Source organism: Streptomyces sp. NPDC031265, assembly GCF_055570295.1.
Genome location: NZ_JBVIHM010000010.1, coordinates 61,876 through 87,792, shown reverse-complemented (window position 1 = coordinate 87,792; position 25,917 = coordinate 61,876). Strand labels below are relative to the sequence as shown.

The window sequence follows — 25,917 nt, the reverse complement described above, 5'->3', positions numbered from 1 at the left end:
TCGCGAGTATCCCCGGCGCGGGGTGCGGGCCGCGCCGCACCCCGCCGGGGTCAGCTCAGCCCCGCCGTCCTCGCCCGCTCCACCGCCGGGCCGATCGCCGCCGCCACCGCCTGGACGTCGGCTGCCGTGGAGGTGTGGCCGAGGGAGAAGCGGAGGGTGCCGCGAGCCAGGTCGGGCGGGGTGCCGGTGGCGAGCAGGACATGGCTGGGCTGGGCCACGCCCGCCGTGCAGGCGGAGCCGGTGGAGCACTCGATGCCCTGGGCGTCCAGGAGCAGCAGCAGCGAGTCGCCCTCGCAGCCGGGGAAGGTGAAGTGCGCGTTCGCCGGGAGGCGTCCGCCCGGGGCCGGGTCGCCGCCGAGGATCGCCTCCGGGACCGCCTTGCGGACTGCGTCGACCAGCTGGTCGCGCAGGCCTCCGACCTCGCGGGCGAAGTCGGCGCGGCGCTCGGCGGCCAGCCGGCCCGCCACCGCGAAGGCGGCGATCGCCGGGACGTCCAGCGTGCCGGAGCGGACGTGGCGCTCCTGGCCGCCGCCGTGCAGCACGGGCACGGGGGTGTACTCACGGCCGAGCAGCAGCGCCCCGATGCCGTACGGGCCGCCGATCTTGTGGCCCGACACCGTCATCGCGGCCAGGCCCGACGCGGCGAAGCCGACGTCGAGCTGGCCCACGGCCTGGACCGCGTCGGCGTGCATCGGGACGTCGAACTCCCGGGCCACGGCGGCGAGTTCCGTCACCGGCAGGACCGTGCCGATCTCGTTGTTGGCCCACATGACGGTGGCCAGGGCCACGTCGGAGGGGTCGCGCGCGATCGCCTCGCGCAGGGCTTCCGGGTGCACCCGCCCATACCGGTCGACGGGCAGGTACTCGACCGTCGCGCCCTCGTGCTCGGCGAGCCAGTGGACCGCGTCGAGCACGGCGTGGTGCTCGACGGGGCTGGCCAGGACCCGGACCCGGCGCGGGTCGGCGTCGCGGCGGGCCCAGTACAGGCCCTTGACGGCGAGGTTGTCGGCCTCGGTGCCGCCGGCCGTGAAGACGACCTCGCTGGGCCGCGCGCCGAGTGCCTCGGCGAGCTCCTCGCGGGCCTCCTCGGCGGTACGGCGGGCCCGGCGTCCGGCGGCGTGCAGAGAGGACGCGTTGCCGGTGGCGGTGAGCTGGGCGGTCATCGCCTGGACCGCCTCCGGGAGCATCGGGGTGGTCGCGGCGTGGTCGAGGTAAGCCATGGTGGGCCCGATTCTACGAGCCACCGGGACCGGCCTCAGGCGCCGAGCCCCCAGGAGACGGTTCCGTCGGCCATGACCAGGCCCGCGAGCACCGCGAGGTCGGCGATGCCGAGGGCGAGTCCGAGCCAGGCGCGGGCGGGCCGGGTGGTGCGGTACCGCAGGGCGAGTCCGGCGAGCACGATGGCCATCGGGCCGAGTACGACGTTCATGACCAGCAGGCCGAGCAGGCCGAGGACGAAGGCGGCGACGGCCATGCCGTCGGCGTCCTTGTCGCGGACACGGCGGCGGTTCAGGACGAGTTCCATGGTCAGGCCCTCCGGTGCGAGGAGATGCGTTCACGTACGGCGAAGACGATCAGCCAGAGCCCGATGGCGCCGGCGACGGCCAGGGTGACCGGGAGCGGAAGGTGCGCCGCTGAGCCCAGCACGACCCCCAGCAGGAGGAGGGCTGCGACGAGGAAAAGCATGAGGTGCCTCTCTGACTCGTTTTCGGATCAGGCTTCGGATCAGGTTTCAGATCGAGTCGTATTCGGAGTACGACTGTTCACTGACTACCCAGTCTAGCCTTCCCAAATTCAGCGAACAGCTGTTTACTGAGTGGTATGAGCCACACTCTCGGGATCCGGCAGGCCCAGAAGCAGAAGACGCGTCAGGCCCTCCTGGACGCGGCGCTCGGGCTGTTGGAGCACCAGAGCCTCAGCAGCCTGGGGCTCCGTGAGGTCACCCGGGCCGTGGGGGTCGCCCCCGCCGCGTTCTACCGGCACTTCAAGGACACCGCCGACCTGGGGGTGGCCCTGGTCGAGGGGGCGCTGGGGAGTCTGCACGAGACGATCCGGGCGGCGATCGTGACGACCGGCGGGAGCGACGAGCGCATCGACCGGGCCGTTGATCTGATCGCCTCCCATGTACGGGCGCACCCGGCGCACGTCCGCTTCATCGCGCGGGAGCGGCATGGCGGGGTGGCGCCGGTGCGCGAGGCCATAGGCGTCCAGCTGCGGCGGTTCGCCGACGAGGTGGCCGAGGCGCTGGGCGCGGACCCCGAGTCGCAGGGGTGGAGCGCGGCGGATCTGCGGATGCTGGCCGGGGTCTACGTCGACCACATGGTGATGACGGCCTCGGCGATCCTGGAGGCGGGCGCGGGCGCGGAGGGCGACGAAAAGGCCGCACGGCGCGCCGAGGAGACCGTACTGGCCACCGCGCGGCGTCAGTTGAGGCTGGTCACGCTGGGCCGCCGCCACTGGCTGGACTGAGGCGGCGACGGCCCGGCGGCGGCCCGGCGAAAGGTACGGGCTACGGGCTACGGCGTGCGCAGGGCGCGGGCGAGCTGGCGGGACTGGGCCACGAGGCGGTCGGCGCTGTCCCAGACCTCGGCGTCCTCCTCCAGGAAGCCGCCGGCCAGGTTGCGGGTGGTGATGGAGACCCGCAGCGGGCCGGGCGCCGGGCGGCAGCGGATGTGCGCGGTCAGCTCGACCGTGGGGGTCCAGCCCGTCAGGCCCATCTCGAACGCGGTCGGCGGGAGCGCGTCGACGGCCAGCAGCAGCGAGTACGGGTCGGCGTCGCGGCCGTCGGCCAGGCCGAACCAGCCGCGCATCTCGCCCTTGCCGGAGGGGGCGCCGACCGCCCAGCCGAGGGTGGTCGGGTCGAGCTTCAGCATCAGCCGCTCGGTGATGGCCGAGCTGCCCGGGATCGGGGCCGGGCCGTCGGCCGGGCCGAGGCAGTGCTCGATCGGCGGGATCACGGGCGGCTTGGCGGTGGTGCGCACGTCGTCCGGGAGCGCGTCCAGGTCGCCGTACGAGGCGAGGACGCGGATGCGCTCGACCTCGGCGCCGTTCTCGTCGTACTGGAAGAGCGAGGCCTGGCCGGTGGAGAGCGTACGGCCGGTGCGGACGCGCTGGGTGCGGACGACGGCCGGGCCGGGGGCCGAGGGCGTGAGGTAGTGGGCCGTCACGCTGAACGGGTCGGCGTGCGGGAGGGCGCGGCCGAGCGTGCGGCCGAGGAGGGCGAGGAGATATCCGCCGTTGACGGCGTGGATGATCGTCCACCCCGCCGAGAGGTGGGCGTCGTAGACGCCGTCTTCGTTTTCGCGAGGGGTGACGGCGGTGTCCCGGTCGAACTCGCTGTCCCCGATCGTTGCCTGTGCCATGCGGCAAAGGTACACCGACACGTTACTGAGCGGTAGCTTTTCTTCTGAGACTCCCGCCCCCTTCCCTGGACCCTCCGGGGGTGGTGGTGGAGGAAGGGATTACCCGGAGGCTCCGCCCCAGAACCCCGGCGTGGCTGCCTCCCCTGCACCCCGCCATGGGGCTTCGCCCCCTACCCCTCCTCCGCCGTCGCGCTCCTCCGGTTCCACGCCCTCGGCGCGCGCCAGTGGTAGCGCATCGCCGCCAGCCGCAGCAGGAACGCGGTGACGATGGCGAAACCGCTCGTGACCGCGTTCAGGGTGTCGAAGCGGATGCAGAGGGCCACGATCGCGGCGCCCACGATCGCCGGGACCGCGTACAGGTCGCGGTCCCAGCGGAGCAGGGACGGTACCTCGTTGGCCAGGACGTCGCGCAGGACGCCGCCGCCGACCGCCGTGGCGAGGCCGAGGGCCGCGGACGACGTGAGGCCGAGCCCGTAGTCGTACGCCTTCGTCGTGCCCGTGACGCAGAACAGGCCGAGGCCCGCCGCGTCGAACACGTTGACCGCGTTCTGGGTGCGTTCGACCTCCGGGTGGAGGAAGAAGACCAGGACGGCGGCGAGCAGCGGAGTGATGAAGTACCCGAGATCGCTGAACGCGGCGGGCGGCACCGCGCCGATGATCAGATCCCGGAACAGCCCTCCGCCCAGCGCGGTGACCTCGGCCAGGACCGCGATGCCGAACACGTCGAAGTTCTTGCGTACGGCGAGCAGCGCGCCGGAGATCGCGAAGACGAAGATTCCGACGAGGTCGAGCGCATGCTGGACGGAGGGGGTGAACAGTTCGTGGAGCACCCGATATTCTTACCCCGATACGGTTTCCCGCTCGAACGTGTCGGGTATTCGGGCTCTCCTACCAGGTCGGCTTGCCGGTCGAGTAGATCCACGTCTGGAAGAGGTCGTCCAGCTGCTGCCCGGAGACCTTCTCGGCCAGCTTGATGAAGTCGGACGTGTTCGCGTTCTGGTACCGGTGCAGCTTCGTCCATGCGGGCAGCAGCTTGAAGAACGCCCCGTCGCCGATGCGCTCGCGCAGCGCCTGGAGCGTCAGCGCACCGCGCCGGTAGACGGCATTGGCGAACATGGTGTCACGCTGCGGGTCCGCGACCTTCGTCTGCCAGAACGCGTCCCCGGCCGGGACCCGGTTGTAGAAGGCGCGGGCCAGGTCGTGCGCGGTCCCCCGCCCCTTGTGCTCCTCCCACAGCCACTGCGAGTAGCTCGCGAAGCCCTCGTTGAGCCAGATGTCCTTCCACTGCGCCACCGAGACCGAGTCGCCGAACCACTGGTGGGCGAGTTCGTGGACGATCGTGGTCTCGTTGCGGACCGCCGAGTACGCGGGCTTGGACTGCACTTCGAGCGAGAAGCCCGCCTGGGGCATGTCGTCGACGATCGCGCCCGTCTCCTCGAACGGGTACGGGCCGAAGACCTTGGACCAGTAGTCGGTGGCCTCGGCGGTGACCGCGTACACGTCGACCTGGTTCTGCCCCTTGAGCACCGGGTCGATCGCCACGTAGATCGGCGTCCCGGCCGGGGTCTTCCCGGTCGTCACGTCGAACTTTCCGATGGTCGCCGTGGCCAGGTAGGTCGCCATCGGCCTGTTCTCGCGCCAGTGGGCGTACGAGCGGTCGCCCCGGTCGTACGAGGCGACCAGCCGGCCGTTGGAGACGCCGGTCAGGCCCTTGGGGGCGTCGATGCGGATGTCGTAGGTGGCCTTGTCGGCGGGGTGGTCACTGGAGGGGAACCAGGTGGAGGCGGCGTTCGGCTCGCAGGCCACGAAGACGCCGTCCTTGGTCTTCATCCAGCCGTAGTCGGAGCCGAAGACGATGGGCCCGTTGAGCGCGACGGGCACTCCGCCGTAGGCGACGGTGACCTCGAACTCCTGCCCCTTTCGCAGCTTGTGGCGGGGCGTCACCACTATCTCGTCGCCGTTGCGGGTGAAGTCGGCAGTTCTGCCGTTCACCCGTATCGCGTCGACCGTGAGCTTCTGGAGGTCGAGGTCGAAGCTGGCGAGGGTCTGGGTGGCGCGGGCGGTGATCGTGGTACGCCCGTCGAGCCGCCCGGAGTCCGGGTGGTAGCTGACGCCGAGGTCGTAGTGGAGGGCGTCGAAGCCGCCGTTGCCGAGGTCGGGGAAGTAGGGGTCGCCGATGCCGGCGGCGCCTGGCGAGCCGCCGCCGGGTGCGGCGGCGATGGTGAAAGCCGATGCCGCCGCGGTGGCGAGGGCGAGCAGCCGTGAGGTACGGCGTGCCGAACGGGAGAGTGCCATGGGTCTGCCCTTCGAACGCGTTTCCGTGCGTACGGACAGGCAGACTCTGCACTCTCCCGTTTCGACGTGAACATGACTTTGCCGAACCGTCATGCGTTACTTGTCGGTTGACTCCTGAACGGTGGAGTCCGGTCCGGTCGCGGACTCCGGCTCGGCCTCGGCGGCGTCCGGCGTTTCCGCGTCGGCGGGCGTCTCGGCGACCTCGGCGGCCTCGGGGGCCGTCTCCTCCGCCGCGGGCTCACCCTTCGCGATCGAGACCACCTCCACCGACTCCCGCGCCTCGGGCAGCACCGCCTCGCCCGGGGCCTGGTCCGGCGCGTTCTCCGGGTGGTGGCAAGCCACCTGGTGGCCGGTCTTCAGGGCGATCAGCGGCGGCTCCTGCGTCTTGCAGATCTCCGTCGCCTTCCAGCACCGGGTGTGGAAGCGGCAGCCGCTCGGCGGCGAGATGGGCGACGGCACATCGCCCTTGAGCAGGATCCGCTCGCTCTTGGCGCCCTTGCGCTTGGGGTCCGGCACCGGCACGGCCGAAAGGAGCGCCTTGGTGTACGGGTGCATGGGCGCCGAGTACAGCGACTTGCGGTCGGCGAGCTCCACGATCTTGCCGAGGTACATCACCGCGATCCGGTCCGAGACGTGCCGGATGACCGACAGGTCGTGGGCGATGATCACGTACGTGAGGCCCAGCTCGCTCTGGAGGTCGTCGAGAAGGTTGACCACCTGCGCCTGGATCGACACGTCGAGCGCCGAGACCGGCTCGTCCGCCACGACCAGCTTCGGGTTGAGCGCGAGCGCGCGGGCGATGCCGATGCGCTGGCGCTGGCCGCCGGAGAACTCGTGCGGATAGCGGTTGTAGTGCTCGGGGTTGAGGCCCACCAGCTCCATCAGCCGCTGGACCTCCTTCTTCACCCCGCCCTCGGGCGTGACGCCCTGGAGCCGGAAGGGGGTGGAGACGATCCCGCCGATGGTGTGGCGCGGGTTCAGCGAGCCGTACGGGTCCTGGAAGATCATCTGCATGTCGCGGCGGAGCGGACGCATCCGCCCGGCCGACATGTGCGTGATGTCGTGGCCCTCGAACTCGACCTTGCCGCCCGTCGGTTCGAGCAGCCGGGTGATCAGCCGGCCCATCGTCGACTTGCCGCAGCCCGACTCGCCCACCACGCCGAGGGTCTCACCCGCCCGGACGTCGAAGGAGATGCCGTCGACCGCCTTGACCGCGCCGCTCTGCCGCCCGAACAGGCCCTTCTTGATGGGGAAGTGCTTGACGAGCCCCTCCACCTTGAGAAGCGGCTCGGGCGAAGCGGCCGACTGCTCCGGGATCGCCTTCTCGGTGCCCTGCGTGGGCTTGTTGTCGCTCACAGCTTCGGCGCAATCTCTTCGGTCCAGATACGGGCCCGCTCCTCCTGCGACATGTGGCAGGCCGAGAAGTGCCCTTCGGCGTCGTCCCACTGCTTGAGCTCGGGACGCACGGTGCGCGTGACGTTGTCCTTGGGGAGGTCCGCGTACGGGCAGCGCGGGTTGAAGGCGCAGCCGGACGGCACGTTGATCAGCGACGGCGGCTGGCCCTTGACCGGGATCAGCCGGTCCGTCTCCTCGCGGTCGATGCGCGGCATGGACCCCAGCAGACCCCAGGTGTACGGGTGCTGGGGCTCGTAGAAGACCTTCTCGGCCGGGCCGCGCTCGATGCACCGGCCGCCGTACATCACCAGGAGGTCGTCCGCCATCTCGGCGACCACGCCAAGATCGTGCGTGATCATGATGACGGCGGAGCCGAACTCCTTCTGCAGATCGCGGATCAGGTCCAGGATCTGCGCCTGGACGGTGACGTCCAGGGCGGTGGTCGGCTCGTCCGCGATCAGCAGTTCGGGGTTGTTGACCAGCGCCATCGCGATCATCGCGCGCTGGCGCATACCGCCGGAGAACTCGTGCGGATAGGAGTCCACGCGCTTGCCCGGCTCGGGGATGCCGACCCGGTCGAGCATCTCGATCGCACGCGTGCGGGCGACCTTCTTGCTGACCGGGTTGTGGACCCGGTAGGCCTCCACGATCTGCGCGCCGACCGAGTAGTACGGGTGCATCGCGGAGAGCGGGTCCTGGAAGATCATCGCCATCTTCCGGCCGCGCAGCCGCCGTACGTGCTCGGGGTCGGCGCCGATCAGCTCCTCGCCGTCCAGCCACACCTCGCCGGAGATCTTGGCGTTGGTGCTGCGGTGCAGCCCCATCAGACCGAGCGAGGTGACGGACTTGCCCGAGCCGGACTCGCCCACGATGCCGAGGGTCTGGCCGGGCTTGATGTCGAAGCTGACCCCGTCGACGGACTTGACCAGGCCGTCGTCGGTGTCGAAGTGGATGCGCAGGTCCCGTACGGAGAGGAACGCCTCCCCGGCGTCGGGGCGGTCGGCCACCGGCTCGCCGACGGCCGCGCCGGTCTTGTTCAGGTCGCTCACGAGAGCCTCACCCTGGGGTCGATCGCGGCGTACACCAGGTCCACCAGCAGATTGCAGAGAACGATGAAGAAGGCGGCGACCAGGGTCACGCCCATGACGACCGGGAGGTCGTTGTTACGGACGCCGTCCACCGCGTAGAAGCCGAGGCCCGGGAAGGAGAAGACCTGTTCGGTGATGACCGCGCCGCCGATCAGCAGACCGAAGTCCATGCCGAAGATGGTGACGATCGGGGTGAGCGCGGCGCGCAGGCCGTGCTTGCCGACGACGGTCCGCTCCCGCAGGCCCTTGGCGCGGGCGGTGCGGATGTAGTCCTCACCCATGGTCTCCAGCATTCCGGCCCGGGTGAGCCGGGCGTAGAGCGCGGAGTAGAGGAAGGCGAGGCTGCACCAGGGGATCAGCAGGTTCCACGCCCAGTCGGCCGGGTTGTCCGTGAACGCCACATAGTTCACGCCCGACCAGATGGGCCATTGGACGGTGAAGAGCCCCAGGAAGAGCATGCCCGTGAAGAAGATCGGGAGGGAGACGCCGGCGAGGGCGACACCCATGAAGAAGCGGTCCAGGAAGGATCCCCGCTTCAGGGCGGAGACGACACCGACCGCGACACCGGAGATCAGCCAGATGACGGCCGCACCGATGGCGAGCGAGAAGGTGACCGGGATGCGCTGGGTCAGCTGCGGCCAGACCTCGACGTGGTTCTTGAACGAGTAGCCGAAGCAGGGGGCGTTGCAGACCGAGGCGTCGGGACCGAACTTGTAGGTCGCGCCGACGAAGATCTGCTTGATGAAGTGCCAGTACTGGGTGTAGAGCGGTTGATCGAACCCGAGGTTCTTCTTCACCGCGGCAATCGCACCGGCATTGGCGTCCTTGCCCACGTACTGGGCGGCCAGCTGATCCATCGTCTGGCCGGCCAGCCGGGGCACCAGGAAGTAAATCGCGAAGGTGACCGCGCTGACGATCAGCAGCAGGACCACCGCGCCGAAAGCGCGTCGGATGATGTACGCAGCCACAGCTGTCCGGCAGCCGGTGCCCGCCAGGCCGGGGGTTTCCCGACCCGGCGGGCACCGGAGCCTTCACCTGCCTTTCAAAGAACTCGGGGGCTCAGCCGCTTACTTGGAGGAACCCATCAGCAGGTAGTCGTACATACCGAGGTACGCCTGGGTGACCGTGACGTTGGTGGCCGACGCCGGGCGGAACAGCAGGTTCTTGCGGTAGATCAGCGGCACGGCGGAGGCGTTGTCGGCGACCATCTTGTCGATGTCACCCCAGGCCTTCTCACGGGCGGCCTTGTCCGTGTTGGCGATGGCGTCGTTGAGCGCCTTGTTGATCGCCGGGTCGTTCAGCTCCTGGACGTTGTTGCCACCGGACGGCTTGATGGCCGAGCCGTTGATGATCTGGTCCAGGAAGCCGAAGCCGGTCGGCCAGTCGGCACCCCACGCGGTCATGATCATGCCGAGCTTGTGGTCGTGCACGTACTGCGGGTTGCCGGCGAAGTTCTGGAAGTACTTGCCCGCGGGGAAGGACTTGATCTCGGCGTTGATGTTGAGCTTCTTCAGCGACGCCTGGACCGCGGTGGCCATCGCCATCTCGGACGGGCGGTCGGAGCGGGCCGTCAGGTTGGTCGAGAAGCCGTTCGGCTGACCGCACTGCTTGAGCTCGTCCTTGGCCTTGGCCTCGTCGCCCTTGTCGCCCGGGGTCTCGTACAGGTTGAACTTGGCGTAGCCGTTGACCGACGGCGGCAGCAGCGTCGAGGCGACGTCACCCTTGGGCGCGCCACCCGCGGCGGCCTGGATCGACGCCTTGTCGATGCCCCACTGGACGGCCTTGCGGCAGTGGACGTTGTCGAAGGGGGCGACCTTCGTGCTCAGACCGATGTACGAGGTGGCGCCGGCGTACGAACCGTCCGTCTGCGACTTGTACTTCGGGCTGGTGAGGACCTTCGGCTGGGTCTGCGGGGAGACACCGGTGCCGGCCGCGTCGACGGTCAGGTTGTCGGCGAGCAGGTCGTTGTCGACCGTGACCGCGTTGACCTTGAAGCGGATGCTGATCTTGTCCGGCAGGGCCGGGCGGACCGGGTCGGTCTTCTGGTCCCACTGCGGGTTGCGGACGAGGGTCGCGCCCTTGCCCTCCTCGTACGACTCGAACTTGTACGGGCCGGAGGAGACGATGTGCTGGACGTAGGTCGCACCCTTGTCCTTCGCCGCCGGCACGGGGGCCGTCTGCGAGAACGTCGCCAGGTAGTCGAAGTCCGCGAAGGCGTCCTTCAGCTTGAAGACGATGGTGTTGTCGTCCGGCGTCTCGATCGACGCGATGCCCTTGGGGTCCTTGTTCTTGTACGGACCCTCGTACTTGTCACCGTCGACCAGGTGCGACTTGAAGTACGTCGGGCCGTTGGACAGGGCCTCGGGGGCGAAGTTCGACCGCTCGACGGCGTACTTGACGTCCTTCGAGGTGATCGGCGTGCCGTCCTCGAACTTCAGGCCCTTGCGCAGGGTGTACGTCCAGGTCTTCGCGTCGGCGCTGGGCTTGCCGAGCGACTCCGCGAGGTCCGGGACCACGGTCAGGCCGTCCTTGCCGGCGGCCGGCTTGAACGTGGTGAGCGTACGGCCGTACAGGCGGGAGAAGTTCTGCACCCAGCCGTAGTACGTGTTGCCCGGGTCCAGCGAGTCCGGCACGTCCGACATGGCGTAGGTGGCGGTGCCACCCTTCTTGTCGGACTTGTTCACGATCTGGCTGAGCCCGGCGTCAGTGACGGACTTGCCGCCGCTGCTGCCACCCTTGTCGTCCTTGGAGTCGTTGCACGCGGTGGCCCCCAGTGTCAGCGCCACGGCGGTAGCGATCAGAATGGTCGCTTTTCTCGTCTTCACCTGAGGAATGCCCCCTCTATGGATGGTTGCGGCAGATGTGTCGTTGTGTGGCAGGTGCCGCGTGCTTACTTTCCTCGCGGGTCGAGGGCGTCTCGCAGCCCGTCGCCCAGCAGGTTGAACGCCAGGACGGTGACGAAGATCGCCAGGCCCGGCACGATCATGTACTGCGGGTCCGCCTCGTAGAGGTCGGTCGCAGTGGAGAGCATTCCGCCCCACGATGCCTGCGGCGGCGAGATGCCGACGCCGAGGAAGCTGAGTCCTGCCTCGAACAGGATGTTCGTGGGGATCAGGAGCGTCGCGTAGACCAGGATCGGTGCGACCAGGTTCGGCAGCAGCTCCCGGATCAGGATGAACGGACCGCGGGCGCCGAGGCTCTTGGCGGCCTCGACGAACTCGCGTTCGCGCAGGCTGAGCGTCTGGGCCCGGACGATACGCCCCATGTACGGCCAGCTGAAGAAGCCGATCACGAAGATCAGCACGCTGATCCTCAGTGGCAGCCCGGTCAGTCCGAACGCCCCGTCCTGGAGGGACGCGGAGATCGAGATGGCGAAGAGCAGCAGCGGGAACGCCAGGAAGACGTCCATCGCCCGGCTGATCAAGGTGTCCGCCCAGCCTCCGTAGAAGCCTGCCGTAACGCCCATGATCACGCCGATGACCACGGAGAGCATGGTGGCGCCGCCCGCGACGAGCAGCGACACCCAGGAGCCCTCGATGATCCGGGACAGGATGTCGCGCCCGTACTGCGGGTCGACACCCAGTGGGTGCTCCCAACTCATGCCGCCCCAAGCTCCCTTGGGTGCCAGCAGGGCCGGGTCGATCAGGTCCTGGTGGAACTCGTTCGGGTCCATCCCGAACGCCCACTGGATGGGCTTGGAAAGAACGGCGAGCAGGACGAGCAGGACGACGACGACGCCACCGGCGACCGCGAGTTTGTCGCGCTTGAAGCGCGTCCAGGCGATCTGTCCGAGCGAACGGCCCTCGATCTGGCTCTGCTTGGCCCCCGTGAGTACTGCCTCCGGCGGCACCTCGGCAGCCGATCCGGTGGTCTCGAGCGGTGCGGTCACAGTGCCTCTGACCCCTCCCGGCCGGCGGATGGCCGGCCCGTACCAGCCGCTGTGGCGGCTTGTTCCATCAGGTGGTGCGGTGATCTGCGACGGGCCAACCGGCCCTTGTTAGCCGGGAGTCTTCAACGCGTTCGCGATCACCCGCCAGACCTGACGGTGAATGGTTGCCTAAACGTGATGCGGTCAGGTGTCTTCCGTTATCCGGACGTCGTGATCGTCTGAGCGGATCAGTCGTGCACTAACCGACCAGATCGGTCATGTCACCCAACTGCCTTTATGAGCTGCCGAATTGGGTGAAGAAGTCCGGGCAACCGGGACATGGCGTGACCGATGAGGAGGGATTTGATCCGTGTTGCGTAGGTGACGCGTGTGACGTCAATATGCGCGCGGGGCCGCCGGGGGGTATCCGTACCCGCCCGCGGGGGCTGCCGGGGCGGCGTGCGCCTCGCGGTCGTAGAAGGGGCGCCCGTTGGCGCGCAGCCACATCCCGACCGGGTCGTACTCGTCGGACAGGGCGACCGTGGAGACCGGCAGCCCCTCGGGCACGGCGGAGACGGCCTGCTGCATCATCGCGCGCACCGCGTCGACGGACTGCGGCCCGGTGTCGTAGAGGTCGAGGCCGATGGCCAGATACGGCGTGCCGAGCGCGGGCTGCACCCAGGCGCGGCGCAGCGCCCGGACGGCCGGGGTGCGGTGCGCGTGCTGGGTGAGCAGGGCGTAGAACTGCGGGATCTCCACGGCCGGTTCGGTGATCCGCAGCGGGCCTGCGGGCATCCGGTCGAGGCCGGTGGCGATCCGGCGCAGATCCGGCCAGGGGATGCCGACCCCGCCGCCGGGGGCGTGCGGGTTGAGCCAGATCCCGTACCGGTCGGGGTAGAGGGCGCGGGCGACGTCACGGCCGGTGACCATCTCGTGGTCCCGGTTCCAGCCACTGGCGGAGAGCTCCTGCGCGGAGGTCACACAGGGTGCGTACGCCACCCCGTCGACCTCCATGTTCCCGTACTGCGCGTCGGAGGCGCCGGGCCGGCCGTGCCAGAGCAGCATCCACAACCGGCCGGACGAGGGGTCGGCGAGGGCGTGCAGCAGCGCCTCGTACGCGTCGTAGCGTCCGGGGGTCACCTGGCGCAGCATGTGCTCGACCTGCCCGGCCGCCGCGGTGCCTGACGCACTCACCCTGGGTCCCGCCCCTCTTCGTTCCCCCGCGCCGCCGGTGCACAGGCGTGCGGCCGTGGGGATCTACGGATTATGAAACCAGCTTATGCGGGAGGACTAGGGGGTGGCCCGCGTGTAGAAGGGGCGCACGCGCTCCCGCATCCACTCGCCCACCGGGTCCTGGGCCACGTCGAGCAGCACCAGGTTCACCGGCCAGCCGACCGGGGCCCGGCCCAGCGCGCGGCCCAGCGCCTCCATGGGGGCGTTGCGCCCGGCCCCGTCCCAGGTGGAGAACTCCACGCCGATGAAGAGCGTCGGGTCGTCGCCCTCGATGGAGGCGAGCGCGCGGCGGGCGGTGCGCACCACGCCGGTGGCGTCGAACTCCTCGGCCGCGGCGGTCAGGAAGTCGACCGGGTCCTCCTGCCAGTCCGGCTCGAAGAGCCGTACCCGGGCGCCGGAGGCGGGCCCGTCCAGGGCGGTGCGCCCGGTGCGGCACAGCTCGGCCACGGCGGGCGGCGGCAGCGGTACGCCGACCGCGCCCTCCGGGTTCAGCGCGATGCCCAGCTGCGGCGGCAGCCCGCGGGCGAACTCCACGGCGGGCGCGACGGCGAACGACATGTGCGGGCCGACGCACTGGAGGAACTGCTGCTCGGAGCTGTAGACGGGGACGTAGGGGGAGCCGGCGATCTCCATGGTGGGGAGGTCGAGGTCGGCGCTGTCCCGGCTGCCGCCGTTGGGGAGGGGGATCCAGACGGGGTTGCGTCCCAGGACCTCTATCAGGCGGGGGCCCGCGCCCGGGACGCCGAGCGAGGCGGACAGTGCCTCCTCCAGCTCGTTGCCCGGCCAGCCTCCGCCGCCCTGGGGGTGCGGAACCGCATGCTGCGGGTAGTCCATGTGCCGTCCTTCTCCCCCGGTTCGACTGCGGGCCGTGCGTGGCTGGTCGCGCAGTTCCCCTCGCCCCTGAAGATCAGGGGGTGCGGGTCCCCGCCATCTGAACCTTAGCGGCGGGCGGCCCTCTCCCCGAAAGCGATCCGGATCACCGTTTCCGCCGCCGGCCTGTCCAGCAGGACCGCCGATGCGACCCCCCGGGGCAGGCGGCCCTCCGCCACCGCCGCTATCAGGCGGGGCACCGCCCTCGCGTGGCGGGCGAAGGCGTACGAGGAGACCTTGCGGCCGCGGGCCACCTGGCCCGCCAGGGCGGTCTCCGGGGTGACGTCGAGGAGCACGAGGTGCAGCGAGCGGCCTTCCCGCGCCGCACCCTTCGCCAGCGACCAGCGCACCCAGGCGTGGGTGCCGCAGTCGTGGACGGCCAGGCCCCCGCCCGACCGCAGCGCCCGGTGCATCCGCAGGAAGTGGGCGACCCGCACCACCGGGCGGTACAGCGCGTACGGCACGCCGCCCATCCTGGCCTCCCAGGCGCGGCGGGTGTCCTGCGAGTCGATGCCGACGCCGGTGACGGCCCGGCGCAGCAGGGTCGTCTTGCCGCTGCCGGGCAGGCCGGAGACCACCACCACGTCCCCCTCGGCGAACCGGAGCGTGTGCGGTGAGCGACCGTCCCGGCCGCGCAGGTCCCGTACCGCCGGAACCGGGGCCTCCGCCTGCGCCGCCGCCGTGTGAACCGTCATCGGTGCTCCCCCCTGCCGGGTCGGACGACCCTTTCCCCATGCGCGTAAAAGGATGGTAATGAGACTCAGGTGATGTGATGCCCGTGGGAGGCGTGCAATGATGTGCGCGCCAAACTGCATACCGGCCGCTTGAATCCACGCGGGAGAGTCCCCGGCAGTTCCCCCAAGGCCCCAGAAGGCCGGGAGGATCGCGGGGCGCCGAAGGAGCAAGTCCCTCCCTTGAATCTCTCAGGCCCCGTACCGCGTGGATGAGGCAGATCTGAAAAGCGGGCCGCACGTTCTCAGACGGAGCGGCTCCACCCAAGGTGCAAGCCGGGTCTCCCGGCGAACCTCTCAGGTTCCGATGACAGATGGGGAGGATCGTCCTCGCCGTCATGCCCTGGGAGCCACACCCTCATGAGCAATCCCCGTCTCACCGCCCTTGACGCAACTCACCGTTCGCTGGGCGCGACCATGACCGACTTCGCCGGCTGGGACATGCCGCTGCGGTACGGCAGCGAGCGCGACGAGCACAACGCCGTCCGTACCCGGGCCGGTCTCTTCGACCTCTCCCACATGGGCGAGATCACCGTCACCGGCCCGGACGCCGTCAAGGCGCTGGACTACGCGCTGGTCGGCAACATGAGCACCATCGGCGTGGGCCGCGCCCGCTACACGATGATCTGCCAGGAGGACGGCGGCATCGTCGACGACCTGATCGTCTACCGCCTCGGCGAGGACGAGTACATGGTCGTCGCCAACGCCGGCAACGCCCAGGTCGTGCTGGACGCGATCACCGAGCGCGCGGCCGCCTTCGACGCCGAGGTCCGCGACGACCGCGACGCGTACGCGCTGCTGGCCATCCAGGGCCCCGAGTCCCCCGGCATCCTGAAGTCGCTTACCGACGCCGACCTGGACGGCCTGAAGTACTACGCGGGCCTGCCCGGCACCGTGGCCGGTGTCCCGGCGCTGATCGCCCGTACGGGCTACACCGGCGAGGACGGTTTCGAGCTCTTCGTGGCCCCGGCCGACGCCGAGCAGCTGTGGCGCGCGCTCACCGACGCGGGCAAGGACGCGGGCCTGGTGCCGTGCGGTCTGTCCTGCCGCGACACGCTGCGCCTGGAGGCGGGCATGCCGCTGTACGGGCACGAGCTGACCACCGCGCTCACCCCGTTCGACGCGGGGCTCGGCCGGGTCGTGAAGTTCGAGAAGGAGGGCGACTTCGTGGGCCGCGAGGCCCTGGAGGCCGCCGCCGAGCGCGCCGCCGCCAAGGCCCCGCGCAAGCTGGTCGGGCTGATCGCCGAGGGCCGCCGGGTGCCGCGCGCCGGATTCTCCGTGGTGGCGGGCGGCGAGGTGGTCGGCGAGGTCACCTCGGGCGCCCCGTCGCCGACGCTGGGCAAGCCGATCGCCATGGCGTACGTGGACGCCGCGCACGCCGCACCGGGCACCTCCGGCGTCGGCGTCGACATTCGCGGTACGCATGAGCCGTACGAGGTCGTGGCGCTGCCGTTCTACAAGCGCCAGAAGTGACCCCTCGCACACGCACCGCACGACTCATCTGTTCACCACCACTCCCCCTCGTACAGGAGAATTCAGGCCATGAGCAACCCCCAGCAGCTGCGCTACAGCAAGGAGCACGAGTGGCTGTCGGGCGCCGAGGACGGCGTCTCGACGGTCGGCATCACGGAGCACGCGGCCAACGCGCTCGGTGACGTGGTGTTCGTCCAGCTCCCGGAGGTCGGTGACACGGTGACCGCGGGCGAGACCTGCGGCGAGCTGGAGTCGACCAAGTCGGTCAGCGACCTCTACTCCCCGGTCACGGGCGAGGTCGTCGCCGCCAACCAGGACGTCGTCGACGACCCGTCGCTGGTGAACTCCGCCCCGTTCGAGGGCGGCTGGCTGTTCAAGGTGCGCGTCACGGACGAGCCGGGCGACCTGCTCTCCGCCGACGAGTACACCGACTTCGCCAGCTGACCTACCACTCCAGGGATCTTCTGATGTCGCTTCTGAACCAGTCCCTCCATGAGCTGGACCCGGACGTCGCCGCCGCCGTCGACGCCGAGCTCCACCGTCAGCAGTCCACCCTCGAAATGATCGCCTCGGAGAACTTCGCTCCGGTCGCGGTCATGGAGGCCCAGGGCTCGGTCCTCACCAACAAGTACGCCGAGGGCTACCCGGGGCGCCGCTACTACGGCGGCTGCGAGCACGTCGACGTGGTCGAGCAGATCGCGATCGACCGCATCAAGGCGCTCTTCGGCGCCGAGCACGCCAACGTGCAGCCGCACTCGGGCGCGCAGGCGAACGCGGCCGCGATGTTCGCGCTGCTCAAGCCGGGCGACACGATCATGGGCCTGAACCTGGCCCACGGCGGTCACCTGACCCACGGCATGAAGATCAACTTCTCCGGCAAGCTCTACAACGTGGTCCCGTACCACGTCGACGAGACCGGACAGGTCGACATGGCCGAGGTCGAGCGCCTGGCCAAGGAGTCCAAGCCGCAGCTGATCGTGGCCGGCTGGTCCGCGTACCCGCGCCAGCTGGACTTCGCCGCGTTCCGCCGCATCGCGGACGAGGTCGGCGCGTACCTGATGGTCGACATGGCCCACTTCGCGGGCCTGGTCGCCGCGGGCCTGCACCCCAACCCGGTGCCGCACGCCCACGTCGTGACCACCACCACGCACAAGACCCTCGGCGGTCCGCGCGGCGGTGTCATCCTGTCGACGCAGGAGCTCGCCAAGAAGATCAACTCGGCGGTCTTCCCCGGTCAGCAGGGCGGCCCGCTTGAGCACGTGATCGCGGCCAAGGCGGTCTCCTTCAAGGTGGCGGCCTCGCCCGAGTTCAAGGAGCGCCAGGAGCGCACCCTGGAGGGCGCCAGGATCATCGCCGAGCGCCTGATCCAGGACGACGTGACCGAGGTCGGCGTCTCGGTCCTGTCCGGCGGCACGGACGTCCACCTGGTCCTCGTGGACCTGCGGAACTCCGAGCTCGACGGCCAGCAGGCCGAGGACCGCCTCCACGAGGTCGGCATCACGGTCAACCGGAACGCCATCCCGAACGACCCGCGCCCCCCGATGGTCACCTCGGGCCTGCGGATCGGCACGCCGGCACTGGCCACCCGCGGTTTCGGCGCCGACGACTTCCGCGAGGTCGCCGACATCATCGCCGAGACCCTGAAGCCGGACTTCGACAAGGACGCTCTCGCCGCCCGGGTCTCCGCCCTGGCCGCGAAGCACCCCCTGTACCCCGGCCTGAAGTAATTTCGTACCCTTTTATTCGTACGAACCTTCGGGGCACCGCGCACACTGGACAGTGAGTGCGGTGCCCCGAACCCTTGCACCGCCCGTTTTCCTGCTCGTTCCGCACCACCCCGGCAGACAACGGCGTCTACCAACCCACAAGGAGTCCTCCCGTGGCCATCTCGGTCTTCGACCTGTTCTCGATCGGCATCGGCCCGTCCAGCTCCCACACGGTCGGCCCGATGCGCGCTGCCCGGATGTTCGCGCGGCGGCTGAAGAACGAGGGTCTGCTGGCCCACACGGCCTCGATACGCGCCGAGCTGTACGGCTCGCTCGGCGCCACCGGCCACGGCCACGGCACCCCCAAGGCCGTGCTGCTCGGCCTGGAGGGCAACTCGCCGCGCACGGTCGACGTGGAGAGCGCCGACGAGCAGGTGGAGCTGATCAAGTCGGCGGGCCGGATCAACCTGCTCGGCGCCCACGAGATCCCCTTCGACTTCGACGAGGATCTGATCCTGCACCGCCGCAAGGCGCTGCCGTACCACGCCAACGGCATGACGATCTTCGCGTACGACCGCGAGGGCGCCCTGGTCCTGGAGAAGACGTACTACTCGGTGGGCGGCGGGTTCGTCGTCGACGAGGACGCGGTGGCGGGCGAGAACCCGATCGTGCCCGACGACACGGTCCTGAAGTACCCCTTCCGCACCGGTGACGAGCTGCTGCGGCTCGCCAAGGAGACGGGCCTGTCGATCTCCGCGATGATGCTGGAGAACGAGAAGGCCTGGCGCACCGAGGACGAGATCCGTACCGGTCTCCTGGAGATCTGGCGCGTGATGCAGGCGTGCGTCTCGCGCGGCATGTCCCGCGAGGGCATCCTGCCGGGCGGCCTCAAGGTCCGCCGACGGGCCGCGACCACCGCCCGCCAGCTGCGCGCCGAGGGCAACCCGGACGCGCACGCGATGGAGTGGGCGACGCTGTACGCGATGGCGGTGAACGAGGAGAACGCGGCGGGCGGCCGCGTGGTCACCGCGCCCACCAACGGCGCCGCGGGCATCATCCCGGCCGTGCTGCACTACTACATGAACTTCGTGCCCGGCGCGGACGACGAGGGCGTGGTCCGCTTCCTGCTGGCCGCCGGCGCCATCGGCATGCTGTTCAAGGAGAACGCCTCGATCTCCGGCGCCGAGGTCGGCTGCCAGGGCGAGGTCGGCTCCGCCTGCTCGATGGCCGCGGGCGCGCTTGCCGAGGTCCTCGGCGGCACCCCCGAGCAGGTCGAGAACGCCGCGGAGATCGGCATGGAGCACAACCTGGGACTGACCTGCGACCCGGTCGGCGGTCTGGTCCAGATCCCGTGCATCGAGCGCAACGGCATGGCGGCCGTGAAGGCCGTGACCGCCGCGAAGATGGCGATGCGCGGCGACGGCAGCCACAAGGTGTCCCTGGACAAGGTCATCAAGACCATGAAGGAGACCGGCGCCGACATGTCCGTGAAGTACAAGGAGACCGCGCGCGGCGGTCTGGCCGTCAACATCATCGAGTGCTGACGGCTCCGTCCGCCGGGCCGCGTCACCGCGGGCCGGCGGACGGGCTCGGGGTCACTTGTTGAGGGACGCCCAGAACTCCTCGAAGGAGAGCTTGCCGTCGCTGTTGGCGTCCTTGGCCCTGATGATGGCCTGGGCCACGGTCTCGGTGACGTGGAAGTCGCCCAGCTGGGCCATGACCTGCTTGTACTCGGTCGCCGTCACCTCGCCGTTGCCGTCGACGTCGAGTCGCGCGAACGCCTTGCGGGCCTCTTCGATGTCCGCCACTGGGTCCACCCCTATCTTGGTGCGTTTTTGACGGGGGTCAGACTAACCGGCCCGGCGCCCTCCCCGTACGGCGCCCGGCCCCGCCCGTGGGCGATCATGGGGGGCAGCACAGATGGTCAGGAGAGGTGGCAGGGGCATGGGGCAGGAACTGGGCGACATACTGGCCGCCGCCGCGCGCGGGCACTTCCCGCCGGCGGACGGGGCGACGACCGTCGTTCCCCAGCCGAACCCGCGTGACGCGGGCGTGCTCGCCTTCACCGCGCACTCGGTGGTCTTCCTGGACGAGGACCCGGAGTGGATCCGCGCCACCCTGGCCGCCACCGACGCCGATCCGCTGGGCGCCTCGATGAATCCGGGATTCCTGGCCGCGCTGATGGCCCGTACCGGCCGTCGGATGAACTGCGTCGACCTCCTCACCTGCGCGCCCGCCCTGCCCGGTGAGCCGCCGCTCGCGCTGACCGAGCTGGCGGACCCCGACCACCCCCGGGTGGCGCGGGCACTGAAGTTCCGCGACGAGGTCCGGGTGTGGGCGACGTACGGCGGGGTGCTGGTCCTCGGGCGGGGCGTGGCGGGCCGCTGGGAGGCGGCGATCGAGGTGGACGAGGGCGCGCGGGGGCGCGGTCTGGGCGTACAGCTCGCGCTGGCGGCGCGGCATCTGGCGCCGGAGCCGGTGATCTGGGCGCAGCAGTCGCCGGGCAACGCCCGCAGCGTACGGACGTTCCAGGCGGCGGGGTACCGCCCCGTCGGCTCGGAAGCGCTGCTCGTCGCGCACTGAGCCGCCCGACCGCCGGGGGGCGGGCGCAAACATCGGCCACGGCATTTCGCGGGGGCGAATTCCCGCCAGAAGTCCGGGACCCTCTTCCCTACACTCCGCCACCGGACGATAACTTCTTGTCGTCGCCGCCACACCGGGAGCACAGGGCTCCCAGGGACTCGCGGCGCTGGGGCGATTCAGGAGTGACTGCCACCACTGAAGCAACCACCACCTTTACCTTCCAGCCGTTCACCCGGACCTGTCGGTTCATCTGGGACGAGGGGGACCACGTCCTCATCGGGGTGAGTCCGGGAAACAGCTATTTCAGCGCCGACCGCATCGCCGGTCTCGTCCGCTGGGCCTCCACCCGCTTCGACCGGGTCGACCTCGTCTACGCCGACCGCCATGTGGACCGGATGTTCGCGACGCTCGGCCATGACGACGAGCACGCGCGCAGGCGGGCCGCCAAGGAGCTGAAGGCGGTCCGCAGAAGGATCGTGCGGGGCGTCGAGGAGGCCGGCCGCCCCGGGCTCCCGGTCGGCGTGCACGCGCTCTCGGAGTTCGAGGGGAACCCGGTGTACGACCTGTTGCACCGCCGGGTGCGGCACTTCCTCGCGACCGACCGCGAATTCCGCACCGGCTGCGAGGAGATGGCCGCCGCGTTCCTGGCCGGGAAGGCCGACGGCGCCCCGGTGAGCCCGGCGCAGACCGCCGCCTGCCTCGACTACATCGCCGCGGAGCTCCCGTTCTTCCTCGACACCCCGGGAATCCTCCAGGTCCCGTCCTCGGTGTCCAGCTATCACGTGCTGATCCCGCTCACCGAACTCCTCTACGCCAAGGGCGGCGGTCTGCGCGCCTCCCGCAACCAGGCGTACGCGGTCGTACGCCCGCAGGCCGTCCGCCCGGAAGGAGTCGCCGCATGAGCCGCACGACCACCACCAGTACGACCACCAACACCACCAGCACGACCACCAGCAGCACCGACCGGCTGCTCCACTTCCCGCTCGGCCGGCGCGGTGACGTGCTCCCCGAGGAGTGCGCCGTCCTGCGCGCCAAGGAGCCGGTGGCCCGGGTGCGCACCATGACCGGCGACACCGCCTGGCTGGTGAGCAGTTACGCGCTGGCCAAACGCGTCCTGGAGGACGACCGGTTCAGTCTCAAGGACACCGCGGCCCCGGACGCCCCGCGCCAGTACGCGCTGACGATCCCGCCCGAGGTCGTCAACAACATGGGGAACATCAACAGCGCCGGGCTGCGCGGCGCCGTGATGAAGGCGCTCAACCCGCGCACCGACGGCCTGCGGGAGTGGCTGCGGGAGCGGGCGGACGAGTTCATCGACGGGCTGCTCGCCGAGGGACCGCCGGCGGACTTCCGGGCGGGGTTCGCCGACCCCTTCTCGGCGGCTCTGCACTGCAAGGTGGTCGGGGTGCCGTTCGCGGACTGGCGGCGGCTGATGAGCGGTCTGGACATCGCGTTCATGACCAGCCCGAACGCCTTCGACGGCTCCCGCCTGAACTGGTACAAGGACCTCGGGTACATGGTCGACCGGCTCAACGCGCCGGAGGACCGGCGCGCGGGTCTGCTCGGCCGCCTCGCGGAGCTGCGTACGGAGGAGGAGTCCGCGCACCTCACCGACGAGATGCTGGCGACGGTCGCGGTCTCGCTCTTCGGCGCGGGCGCCGTCTCCACGTCCGCGTTCCTGGTCCTCGCGGTGCTCGCGCTGCTCCAGCACCCGGAGCTGATCGAGTACTTGCGGGCGCACCCGGACCGGATGGGCCGGGCGGTGGACGAGCTGCTGCGCTGGAACCTCTCCATCGGGGACGGCCTGCCGAGGCTGGCCACCGAGGACGCCCGGGTCGGTGACGTCCTGGTCAGGAAGGGCGAGTTGGTGCTCGTCCTGGTCGAGGGCGCCAACTTCGACCCGGAGGTCTTCACCGACCCCGAGCGGCTCGACCTGGACCGCGAGGTCAACCCGCACCTCTCGTTCGGCGCGGGCCGTCACTTCTGCCCGGCCACGGGCCTGGGCCGGGCGCACGCGGAGATCGCCCTCAGCGCGCTGGTGGAGCGGCTCCCGGGGCTGCGTCTGGCGGTCCCGCCGCAACAGCTGGTGTGGCGCACCGGTTTCATCAAGCGCCTGCCGGAACGGCTGCCGGTCCTCTGGTGAGACGCGGCTGCCCCCGGGGATGTCCTCCCCGGGGGCAGCGGCGCCTACGGGCTCAGCGGAAGATGCCGGTGTGGCCCAGCGAGTAGCGGCCCGGCTGCGGGTAGACCGCGAGGCCGTGCGGGCCCGAGCCGACCGGGATGCGGGCGAGCTCACGGCCGGTGGTGGTGTCGATCGCGTACACCTCGGCGTCGTAACGGCCGGACAGCCACAGGACCTTGCCGTCCGCCGAGACCCCGCCCATGTCGGGGCTGCCGCCGTCCGGCAGCTGCCACTTCTTGGTCAGCTTGTTCTGGGCGAAGTCGAAGATGGAGATCGTGCCCTCGCCCCGGTTGGAGATGTACATCTCCTTGGAGTCGCGGCTGACGTACAGGCCGTGGCAGCCCTTGCCGGTGGGCAGCAGCGTCGGCGTGCTGAACCGGTCGCCGTCCAGGATCCACATGCCGTGGGCCATCATGTCGGCGATGTAGAAGGTCTTGCCGTCCGGGGACATCTTCACGTCCTGCGGCATCGCCCCCTCGAACGGCAGCTTCTGATGGGCGATGACCTGCATCTTCTCCGTGTCGACCTTGAGCAGCTCGCCGGAGAACTCGCAGGTGACGATGAAATAGCGGCCGTCCATCGAGAAGTCGGCGTGGTTGACGCCCGCACAGTGGACCGGGACGGTCTTGACCCGGTTCATGTTGACGGGCTCACGGAACACCAGCTCGCGGTCCATCGACGCCATCACGACCGCGTACTTGCCGTCGGGCGTGAAGTAGAGGTTGTACGGGTCGGAGACCTTGACCGTGCGGCCCGTCTTGCCGGTCGCCGGGTCGATGGCGGTGAGGCTGTCCCCCAGGTCGTTGTTGACCCACAGGGTCTTCATGTCCCAGGAGGGGACGACGTGCTGGGGCTGGTGCCCGACCGGGATGGTCTCGATGACCTTGTACGTCTTGGGGTCGATCACCGACACGGTGTTGGAGTTGGTGTTGGGCACATAGACGCGTTCGAGGAAGTTCTTCACGGCCGGCTGGAGCGCGCCCGGGCGGTCCGCGGCGTAGGCGTCCTTGGGGTCCAGGACCGGCGGCATCCCGGGCAGGCCCTGCGGCGCGGCCTTCTTCGGCACGGGCTGCGCGGCGCCTTTGGTGCCCAGGGCCTCGCTCCCTCCCTTGTCCGCGGACGAGCCGCATCCGGCGAGCGCGGCGAGCAGGAGGCCGCACAGCAGCGCGGCGGTCCTCTTGGTGGGGGTCGGCATCAGGTCAGCAACTCCGTGGTGGTCACCGCGCGCAGTCCGCGGCGGTCGAGGTCGGCGAGGAGGACCGGCAGCGCGGCGACCGTGTCCGCGTAGCCGAAGTGCAGACTCACCACGGATCCGTTGCGGATCCGCCCGGTGACATTGCGCGTCACGGCCGAGGCGCCGGGCGAGGTGAAGTCGAGCGAGTCGACGTCGTACGAGAGGACGTGCGGGTACCCCGCCCGCCGCGCCAGTCTTTGAACGAGCGGCGTCGCGTACTGGGTACGGGAGGGCCGGAACCAGGTCCCGACGGAGCCGGTGATCCGGCGCAGCCGGTCCGCGCAGCCGGTGATCTCGGCGTACGCGTCCCTCTCCGCGAGCGCGGAGATGTCGATGTGGCGCTGGGTGTGGTTGCCGAGGTCGTGGCCGCCGTCGAGGATGCGGCGGGCCATCTGCGGGTGTTCGTCGAGCCAGGTTCCGACGGCCAGGACGGTGACCTTGGCACCGGCCCGCTCGGCCTCGGCGAGGACGGCGGTGGCCACCTTGGGGTCGCCCTGGCCGTGGAAGGTGAGCGCGACCTTCGGCCGGTCGCGGGGTCCGTTCACGATCTGGGCCGGCTGCGCCGGGAAGGCGCGGGGGGCCGGGGCGGCGCGCGTGGTCCCGGGGCGGGCGGAGGCGGCGGAGGCGGTGGGCGTGGCTGCGGCGGGCGGCGGTCCGGCGCCACCCTCGTCGTCCGTGCAGCCGGCCGCGAAGGCCCCCGCGACGGCCGCCCCCGCCCCGGCACGCAGTGCGCTGCGGCGGTCGACCCCACGGGGAGATGGATTGAGCACATGGACATTTAAGTGCGCCGACGGGCGGAAGGTAATGATTGACCCATTTCAGGACCTTTGCGGGTCGCCGGGACGCGCCATTCGCCGGACGGGCCGGTTCGCTGAATCACTCAGCGATACCCATACTTATTCACCATTTACAAGGTGGGTGCTCTAACTCACCTACGATTCATAGCTAAACTATGGGGATATGAGGATATTTGTCCGAGTAAGGACTTTTGGCGTGAAGGCCCCCCGTCTGCCATAGTCGGGGACACGACCCCTCATTGACCCGAGCTCGGTCGTCTTCAGTCGCCGTGGATCACACCCCCTCCGGTCCACGGCGGCGCTCCGCAGAAGCCCCCGCAGGCAGGCCGCATCCGGCACGCACGGGGGCTTCGGCGCATCCGGGGGCCGCCCCGGGGAGCTCGGCACGGGCTGGGGTCAGCGGTCGGCGACCCGCATCTCGAACCAGGTGGTCTTGCCGCGCGGCAACAGGTCCACGCCCCAGCGGTCGGAGAGCTTGTCGACGAGGAAGAGCCCGCGCCCGCTGGTGTCCATCTCGTGGACCGGCATCAGACAGGGCAGCCCGCGCGAAGGGTCGCGCACCTCGATCCTGATCCAGCCCCGGCGCCGCATCATCCGCAGCCCGAAGGCGCGGGCACCGGTATGCCGCACCGCGTTGCCGACCAGTTCGGAGACGAGCAGGATCGCGTGCTCGGCGAGGGCCGGGGAGAGCGCCCACTGGCGCAGTATCACGCACTGGGCGAGCCGGCGCGCGGTCGCCGCGGACTCGGGCCGGGACGGCAGCCGTACCTCTTCCTCCGTCGGGTTGCCGAACAACTCCAGCGCCTTGAGCGCCCGTTCGTCCTCGACGGCCGGCGTCCACCGAGCCGCGGTCGCGCTACCGCGCTGCCGCGGTTGCTCCACACCCTCCAGCCCCGCCATGCCCCCATCATGGCCGCCCGGGACGGACTCCGGGGCCGTTCCCGGGGAAAACGGCCCCCGGAACCAGAGGTTCCGGGGAGCTCGTTCAACATGTACCGAGGGCGGCGGATCACTCCCGTACCGCCCACGAGCTGCGATGACGGACCGCGACCAGCCGATCACCAAGCGTTCGGATCCCGTCGTACTTAAGGCTCCGTTAA

26 protein-coding genes and 1 riboswitch are annotated in these 25,917 nt (G+C 70.2%); of the genes, 8 read left to right on the top strand and 18 right to left on the bottom strand.

Going from position 1 to position 25,917, the window contains the following annotated elements; genetic code table 11:
• Window positions 1–50: 50 nt before the first annotated feature.
• Genes ACZ499_RS17535 through ACZ499_RS17525 form a run of 3 tightly spaced genes read right to left on the bottom strand, consistent with a single transcriptional unit; the run spans window position 51 to window position 1,686 of the window.
• Window positions 51–1,220 (bottom strand): cysteine desulfurase family protein, encoded by a 1,170-nt coding sequence (locus ACZ499_RS17535; RefSeq protein ID WP_468675916.1) that lies wholly within the window; start codon window positions 1,218–1,220, stop codon window positions 51–53.
• Between the two features lie 35 nt (window positions 1,221–1,255).
• Window positions 1,256–1,525 (bottom strand): DUF4190 domain-containing protein, encoded by a 270-nt coding sequence (locus ACZ499_RS17530; RefSeq protein ID WP_468675915.1) that lies wholly within the window; start codon window positions 1,523–1,525, stop codon window positions 1,256–1,258.
• 2 nt (window positions 1,526–1,527) lie between these two features.
• A complete protein-coding gene (locus ACZ499_RS17525; protein ID WP_329401865.1) occupies window positions 1,528–1,686 on the bottom strand; it encodes a hypothetical protein in 159 nt (52 codons plus the stop codon).
• A 135-nt stretch (window positions 1,687–1,821) separates the two neighbouring features.
• Here ACZ499_RS17525 and ACZ499_RS17520 point away from each other — a divergent pair, with 135 nt between their 5' ends.
• The gene (locus tag ACZ499_RS17520) at window positions 1,822–2,469 is read left to right on the top strand and encodes a TetR family transcriptional regulator (RefSeq protein WP_468675912.1); all 648 of its coding nucleotides are present in this window, start codon (window positions 1,822–1,824) and stop codon (window positions 2,467–2,469) included.
• Between the two features lie 47 nt (window positions 2,470–2,516).
• Here ACZ499_RS17520 and ACZ499_RS17515 read toward each other — a convergent pair whose 3' ends face one another.
• The 11 genes from ACZ499_RS17515 to ACZ499_RS17465 all read right to left on the bottom strand — a co-directional run bounded on the left by ACZ499_RS17515 (window position 2,517) and on the right by ACZ499_RS17465 (window position 14,806).
• Window positions 2,517–3,362: a thioesterase family protein gene (locus tag ACZ499_RS17515; protein ID WP_468406026.1), complete on the bottom strand. Its 846-nt coding sequence runs from the start codon at window positions 3,360–3,362 to the stop codon at window positions 2,517–2,519.
• A 170-nt stretch (window positions 3,363–3,532) separates the two neighbouring features.
• Window positions 3,533–4,192, bottom strand: a complete 660-nt coding sequence (locus ACZ499_RS17510; RefSeq protein WP_468675908.1) for a trimeric intracellular cation channel family protein — start codon at window positions 4,190–4,192, stop codon at window positions 3,533–3,535.
• 58 nt (window positions 4,193–4,250) lie between these two features.
• The gene (locus ACZ499_RS17505) at window positions 4,251–5,657 is read right to left on the bottom strand and encodes a M1 family metallopeptidase (RefSeq protein ID WP_468675906.1); all 1,407 of its coding nucleotides are present in this window, start codon (window positions 5,655–5,657) and stop codon (window positions 4,251–4,253) included.
• A 96-nt stretch (window positions 5,658–5,753) separates the two neighbouring features.
• The gene (locus ACZ499_RS17500; RefSeq protein WP_468675905.1) at window positions 5,754–7,013 is read right to left on the bottom strand and encodes an ABC transporter ATP-binding protein; all 1,260 of its coding nucleotides are present in this window, start codon (window positions 7,011–7,013) and stop codon (window positions 5,754–5,756) included.
• A complete protein-coding gene (locus tag ACZ499_RS17495; RefSeq protein WP_468675903.1) occupies window positions 7,010–8,101 on the bottom strand; it encodes an ABC transporter ATP-binding protein in 1,092 nt (363 codons plus the stop codon). Before ACZ499_RS17495 ends, ACZ499_RS17500 begins: the two co-directional genes overlap by 4 nt.
• Window positions 8,098–9,108, bottom strand: a complete 1,011-nt coding sequence (locus ACZ499_RS17490; RefSeq protein ID WP_468675902.1) for an ABC transporter permease — start codon at window positions 9,106–9,108, stop codon at window positions 8,098–8,100. The genes ACZ499_RS17495 and ACZ499_RS17490 overlap by 4 nt, the downstream gene beginning before the upstream one ends.
• A gap of 99 nt (window positions 9,109–9,207) precedes the next feature.
• Complete coding sequence (locus ACZ499_RS17485) at window positions 9,208–10,965, bottom strand: ABC transporter substrate-binding protein (protein ID WP_468675900.1); 1,758 nt, start codon at window positions 10,963–10,965, stop codon at window positions 9,208–9,210.
• A 65-nt stretch (window positions 10,966–11,030) separates the two neighbouring features.
• Window positions 11,031–12,029 carry an ABC transporter permease gene (locus ACZ499_RS17480; protein ID WP_468675897.1) on the bottom strand — a complete coding sequence of 333 codons (999 nt, stop codon included), beginning with the start codon at window positions 12,027–12,029 and terminating at the stop codon, window positions 11,031–11,033.
• A gap of 375 nt (window positions 12,030–12,404) precedes the next feature.
• A complete protein-coding gene (locus ACZ499_RS17475) occupies window positions 12,405–13,202 on the bottom strand; it encodes an enhanced serine sensitivity protein SseB C-terminal domain-containing protein (RefSeq protein ID WP_468675895.1) in 798 nt (265 codons plus the stop codon).
• A 96-nt stretch (window positions 13,203–13,298) separates the two neighbouring features.
• Window positions 13,299–14,075 carry an enhanced serine sensitivity protein SseB gene (locus ACZ499_RS17470; protein WP_468406044.1) on the bottom strand — a complete coding sequence of 259 codons (777 nt, stop codon included), beginning with the start codon at window positions 14,073–14,075 and terminating at the stop codon, window positions 13,299–13,301.
• Window positions 14,076–14,179: 104 nt separating this feature from the next.
• Entirely contained in the window at window positions 14,180–14,806 is a 627-nt protein-coding gene (locus ACZ499_RS17465) for an AAA family ATPase (protein ID WP_468406046.1), read from the bottom strand.
• 130 nt (window positions 14,807–14,936) lie between these two features.
• Window positions 14,937–15,059, top strand: a riboswitch (glycine riboswitch).
• A gap of 143 nt (window positions 15,060–15,202) precedes the next feature.
• Here ACZ499_RS17465 and gcvT point away from each other — a divergent pair.
• The 4 genes from gcvT to ACZ499_RS17445 all read left to right on the top strand — a co-directional run bounded on the left by gcvT (window position 15,203) and on the right by ACZ499_RS17445 (window position 19,565).
• A complete protein-coding gene (gene gcvT, locus ACZ499_RS17460; protein WP_468675894.1) occupies window positions 15,203–16,315 on the top strand; it encodes a glycine cleavage system aminomethyltransferase GcvT in 1,113 nt (370 codons plus the stop codon).
• 69 nt (window positions 16,316–16,384) lie between these two features.
• On the top strand, window positions 16,385–16,759 hold the full coding sequence (gene gcvH, locus ACZ499_RS17455; protein ID WP_385536536.1) for a glycine cleavage system protein GcvH: 375 nt from the start codon (window positions 16,385–16,387) through the stop codon (window positions 16,757–16,759).
• Between the two features lie 23 nt (window positions 16,760–16,782).
• On the top strand, window positions 16,783–18,042 hold the full coding sequence (gene glyA / locus ACZ499_RS17450) for a serine hydroxymethyltransferase (RefSeq protein WP_385536538.1): 1,260 nt from the start codon (window positions 16,783–16,785) through the stop codon (window positions 18,040–18,042).
• A gap of 152 nt (window positions 18,043–18,194) precedes the next feature.
• A complete protein-coding gene (locus ACZ499_RS17445) occupies window positions 18,195–19,565 on the top strand; it encodes an L-serine ammonia-lyase (protein WP_468675891.1) in 1,371 nt (456 codons plus the stop codon).
• 51 nt (window positions 19,566–19,616) lie between these two features.
• Here ACZ499_RS17445 and ACZ499_RS17440 read toward each other — a convergent pair whose 3' ends face one another.
• Complete coding sequence (locus ACZ499_RS17440) at window positions 19,617–19,829, bottom strand: EF-hand domain-containing protein (protein WP_385536542.1); 213 nt, start codon at window positions 19,827–19,829, stop codon at window positions 19,617–19,619.
• A gap of 136 nt (window positions 19,830–19,965) precedes the next feature.
• On the opposite strand from ACZ499_RS17440, the gene ACZ499_RS17435 reads away from it, so the two are divergent.
• From ACZ499_RS17435 to ACZ499_RS17425, 3 genes are all read left to right on the top strand, one after another.
• On the top strand, window positions 19,966–20,604 hold the full coding sequence (locus tag ACZ499_RS17435; protein ID WP_468406054.1) for a GNAT family N-acetyltransferase: 639 nt from the start codon (window positions 19,966–19,968) through the stop codon (window positions 20,602–20,604).
• 182 nt (window positions 20,605–20,786) lie between these two features.
• Window positions 20,787–21,506: a tRNA-dependent cyclodipeptide synthase gene (locus tag ACZ499_RS17430; protein ID WP_468675890.1), complete on the top strand. Its 720-nt coding sequence runs from the start codon at window positions 20,787–20,789 to the stop codon at window positions 21,504–21,506.
• Window positions 21,503–22,747 (top strand): cytochrome P450, encoded by a 1,245-nt coding sequence (locus ACZ499_RS17425; RefSeq protein ID WP_468675888.1) that lies wholly within the window; start codon window positions 21,503–21,505, stop codon window positions 22,745–22,747. Before ACZ499_RS17430 ends, ACZ499_RS17425 begins: the two co-directional genes overlap by 4 nt.
• 52 nt (window positions 22,748–22,799) lie before the next feature.
• Here ACZ499_RS17425 and ACZ499_RS17420 read toward each other — a convergent pair whose 3' ends face one another.
• The 3 genes from ACZ499_RS17420 to ACZ499_RS17410 all read right to left on the bottom strand — a co-directional run bounded on the left by ACZ499_RS17420 (window position 22,800) and on the right by ACZ499_RS17410 (window position 25,855).
• A complete protein-coding gene (locus ACZ499_RS17420) occupies window positions 22,800–23,981 on the bottom strand; it encodes a YncE family protein (RefSeq protein ID WP_468675887.1) in 1,182 nt (393 codons plus the stop codon).
• Window positions 23,981–24,790, bottom strand: a complete 810-nt coding sequence (locus tag ACZ499_RS17415; RefSeq protein ID WP_468675885.1) for a polysaccharide deacetylase family protein — start codon at window positions 24,788–24,790, stop codon at window positions 23,981–23,983. The genes ACZ499_RS17420 and ACZ499_RS17415 overlap by 1 nt, the downstream gene beginning before the upstream one ends.
• A gap of 423 nt (window positions 24,791–25,213) precedes the next feature.
• Window positions 25,214–25,855 carry an ATP-binding protein gene (locus ACZ499_RS17410; RefSeq protein WP_468676123.1) on the bottom strand — a complete coding sequence of 214 codons (642 nt, stop codon included), beginning with the start codon at window positions 25,853–25,855 and terminating at the stop codon, window positions 25,214–25,216.
• Between the last annotated feature and the right edge of the window lie 62 nt (window positions 25,856–25,917).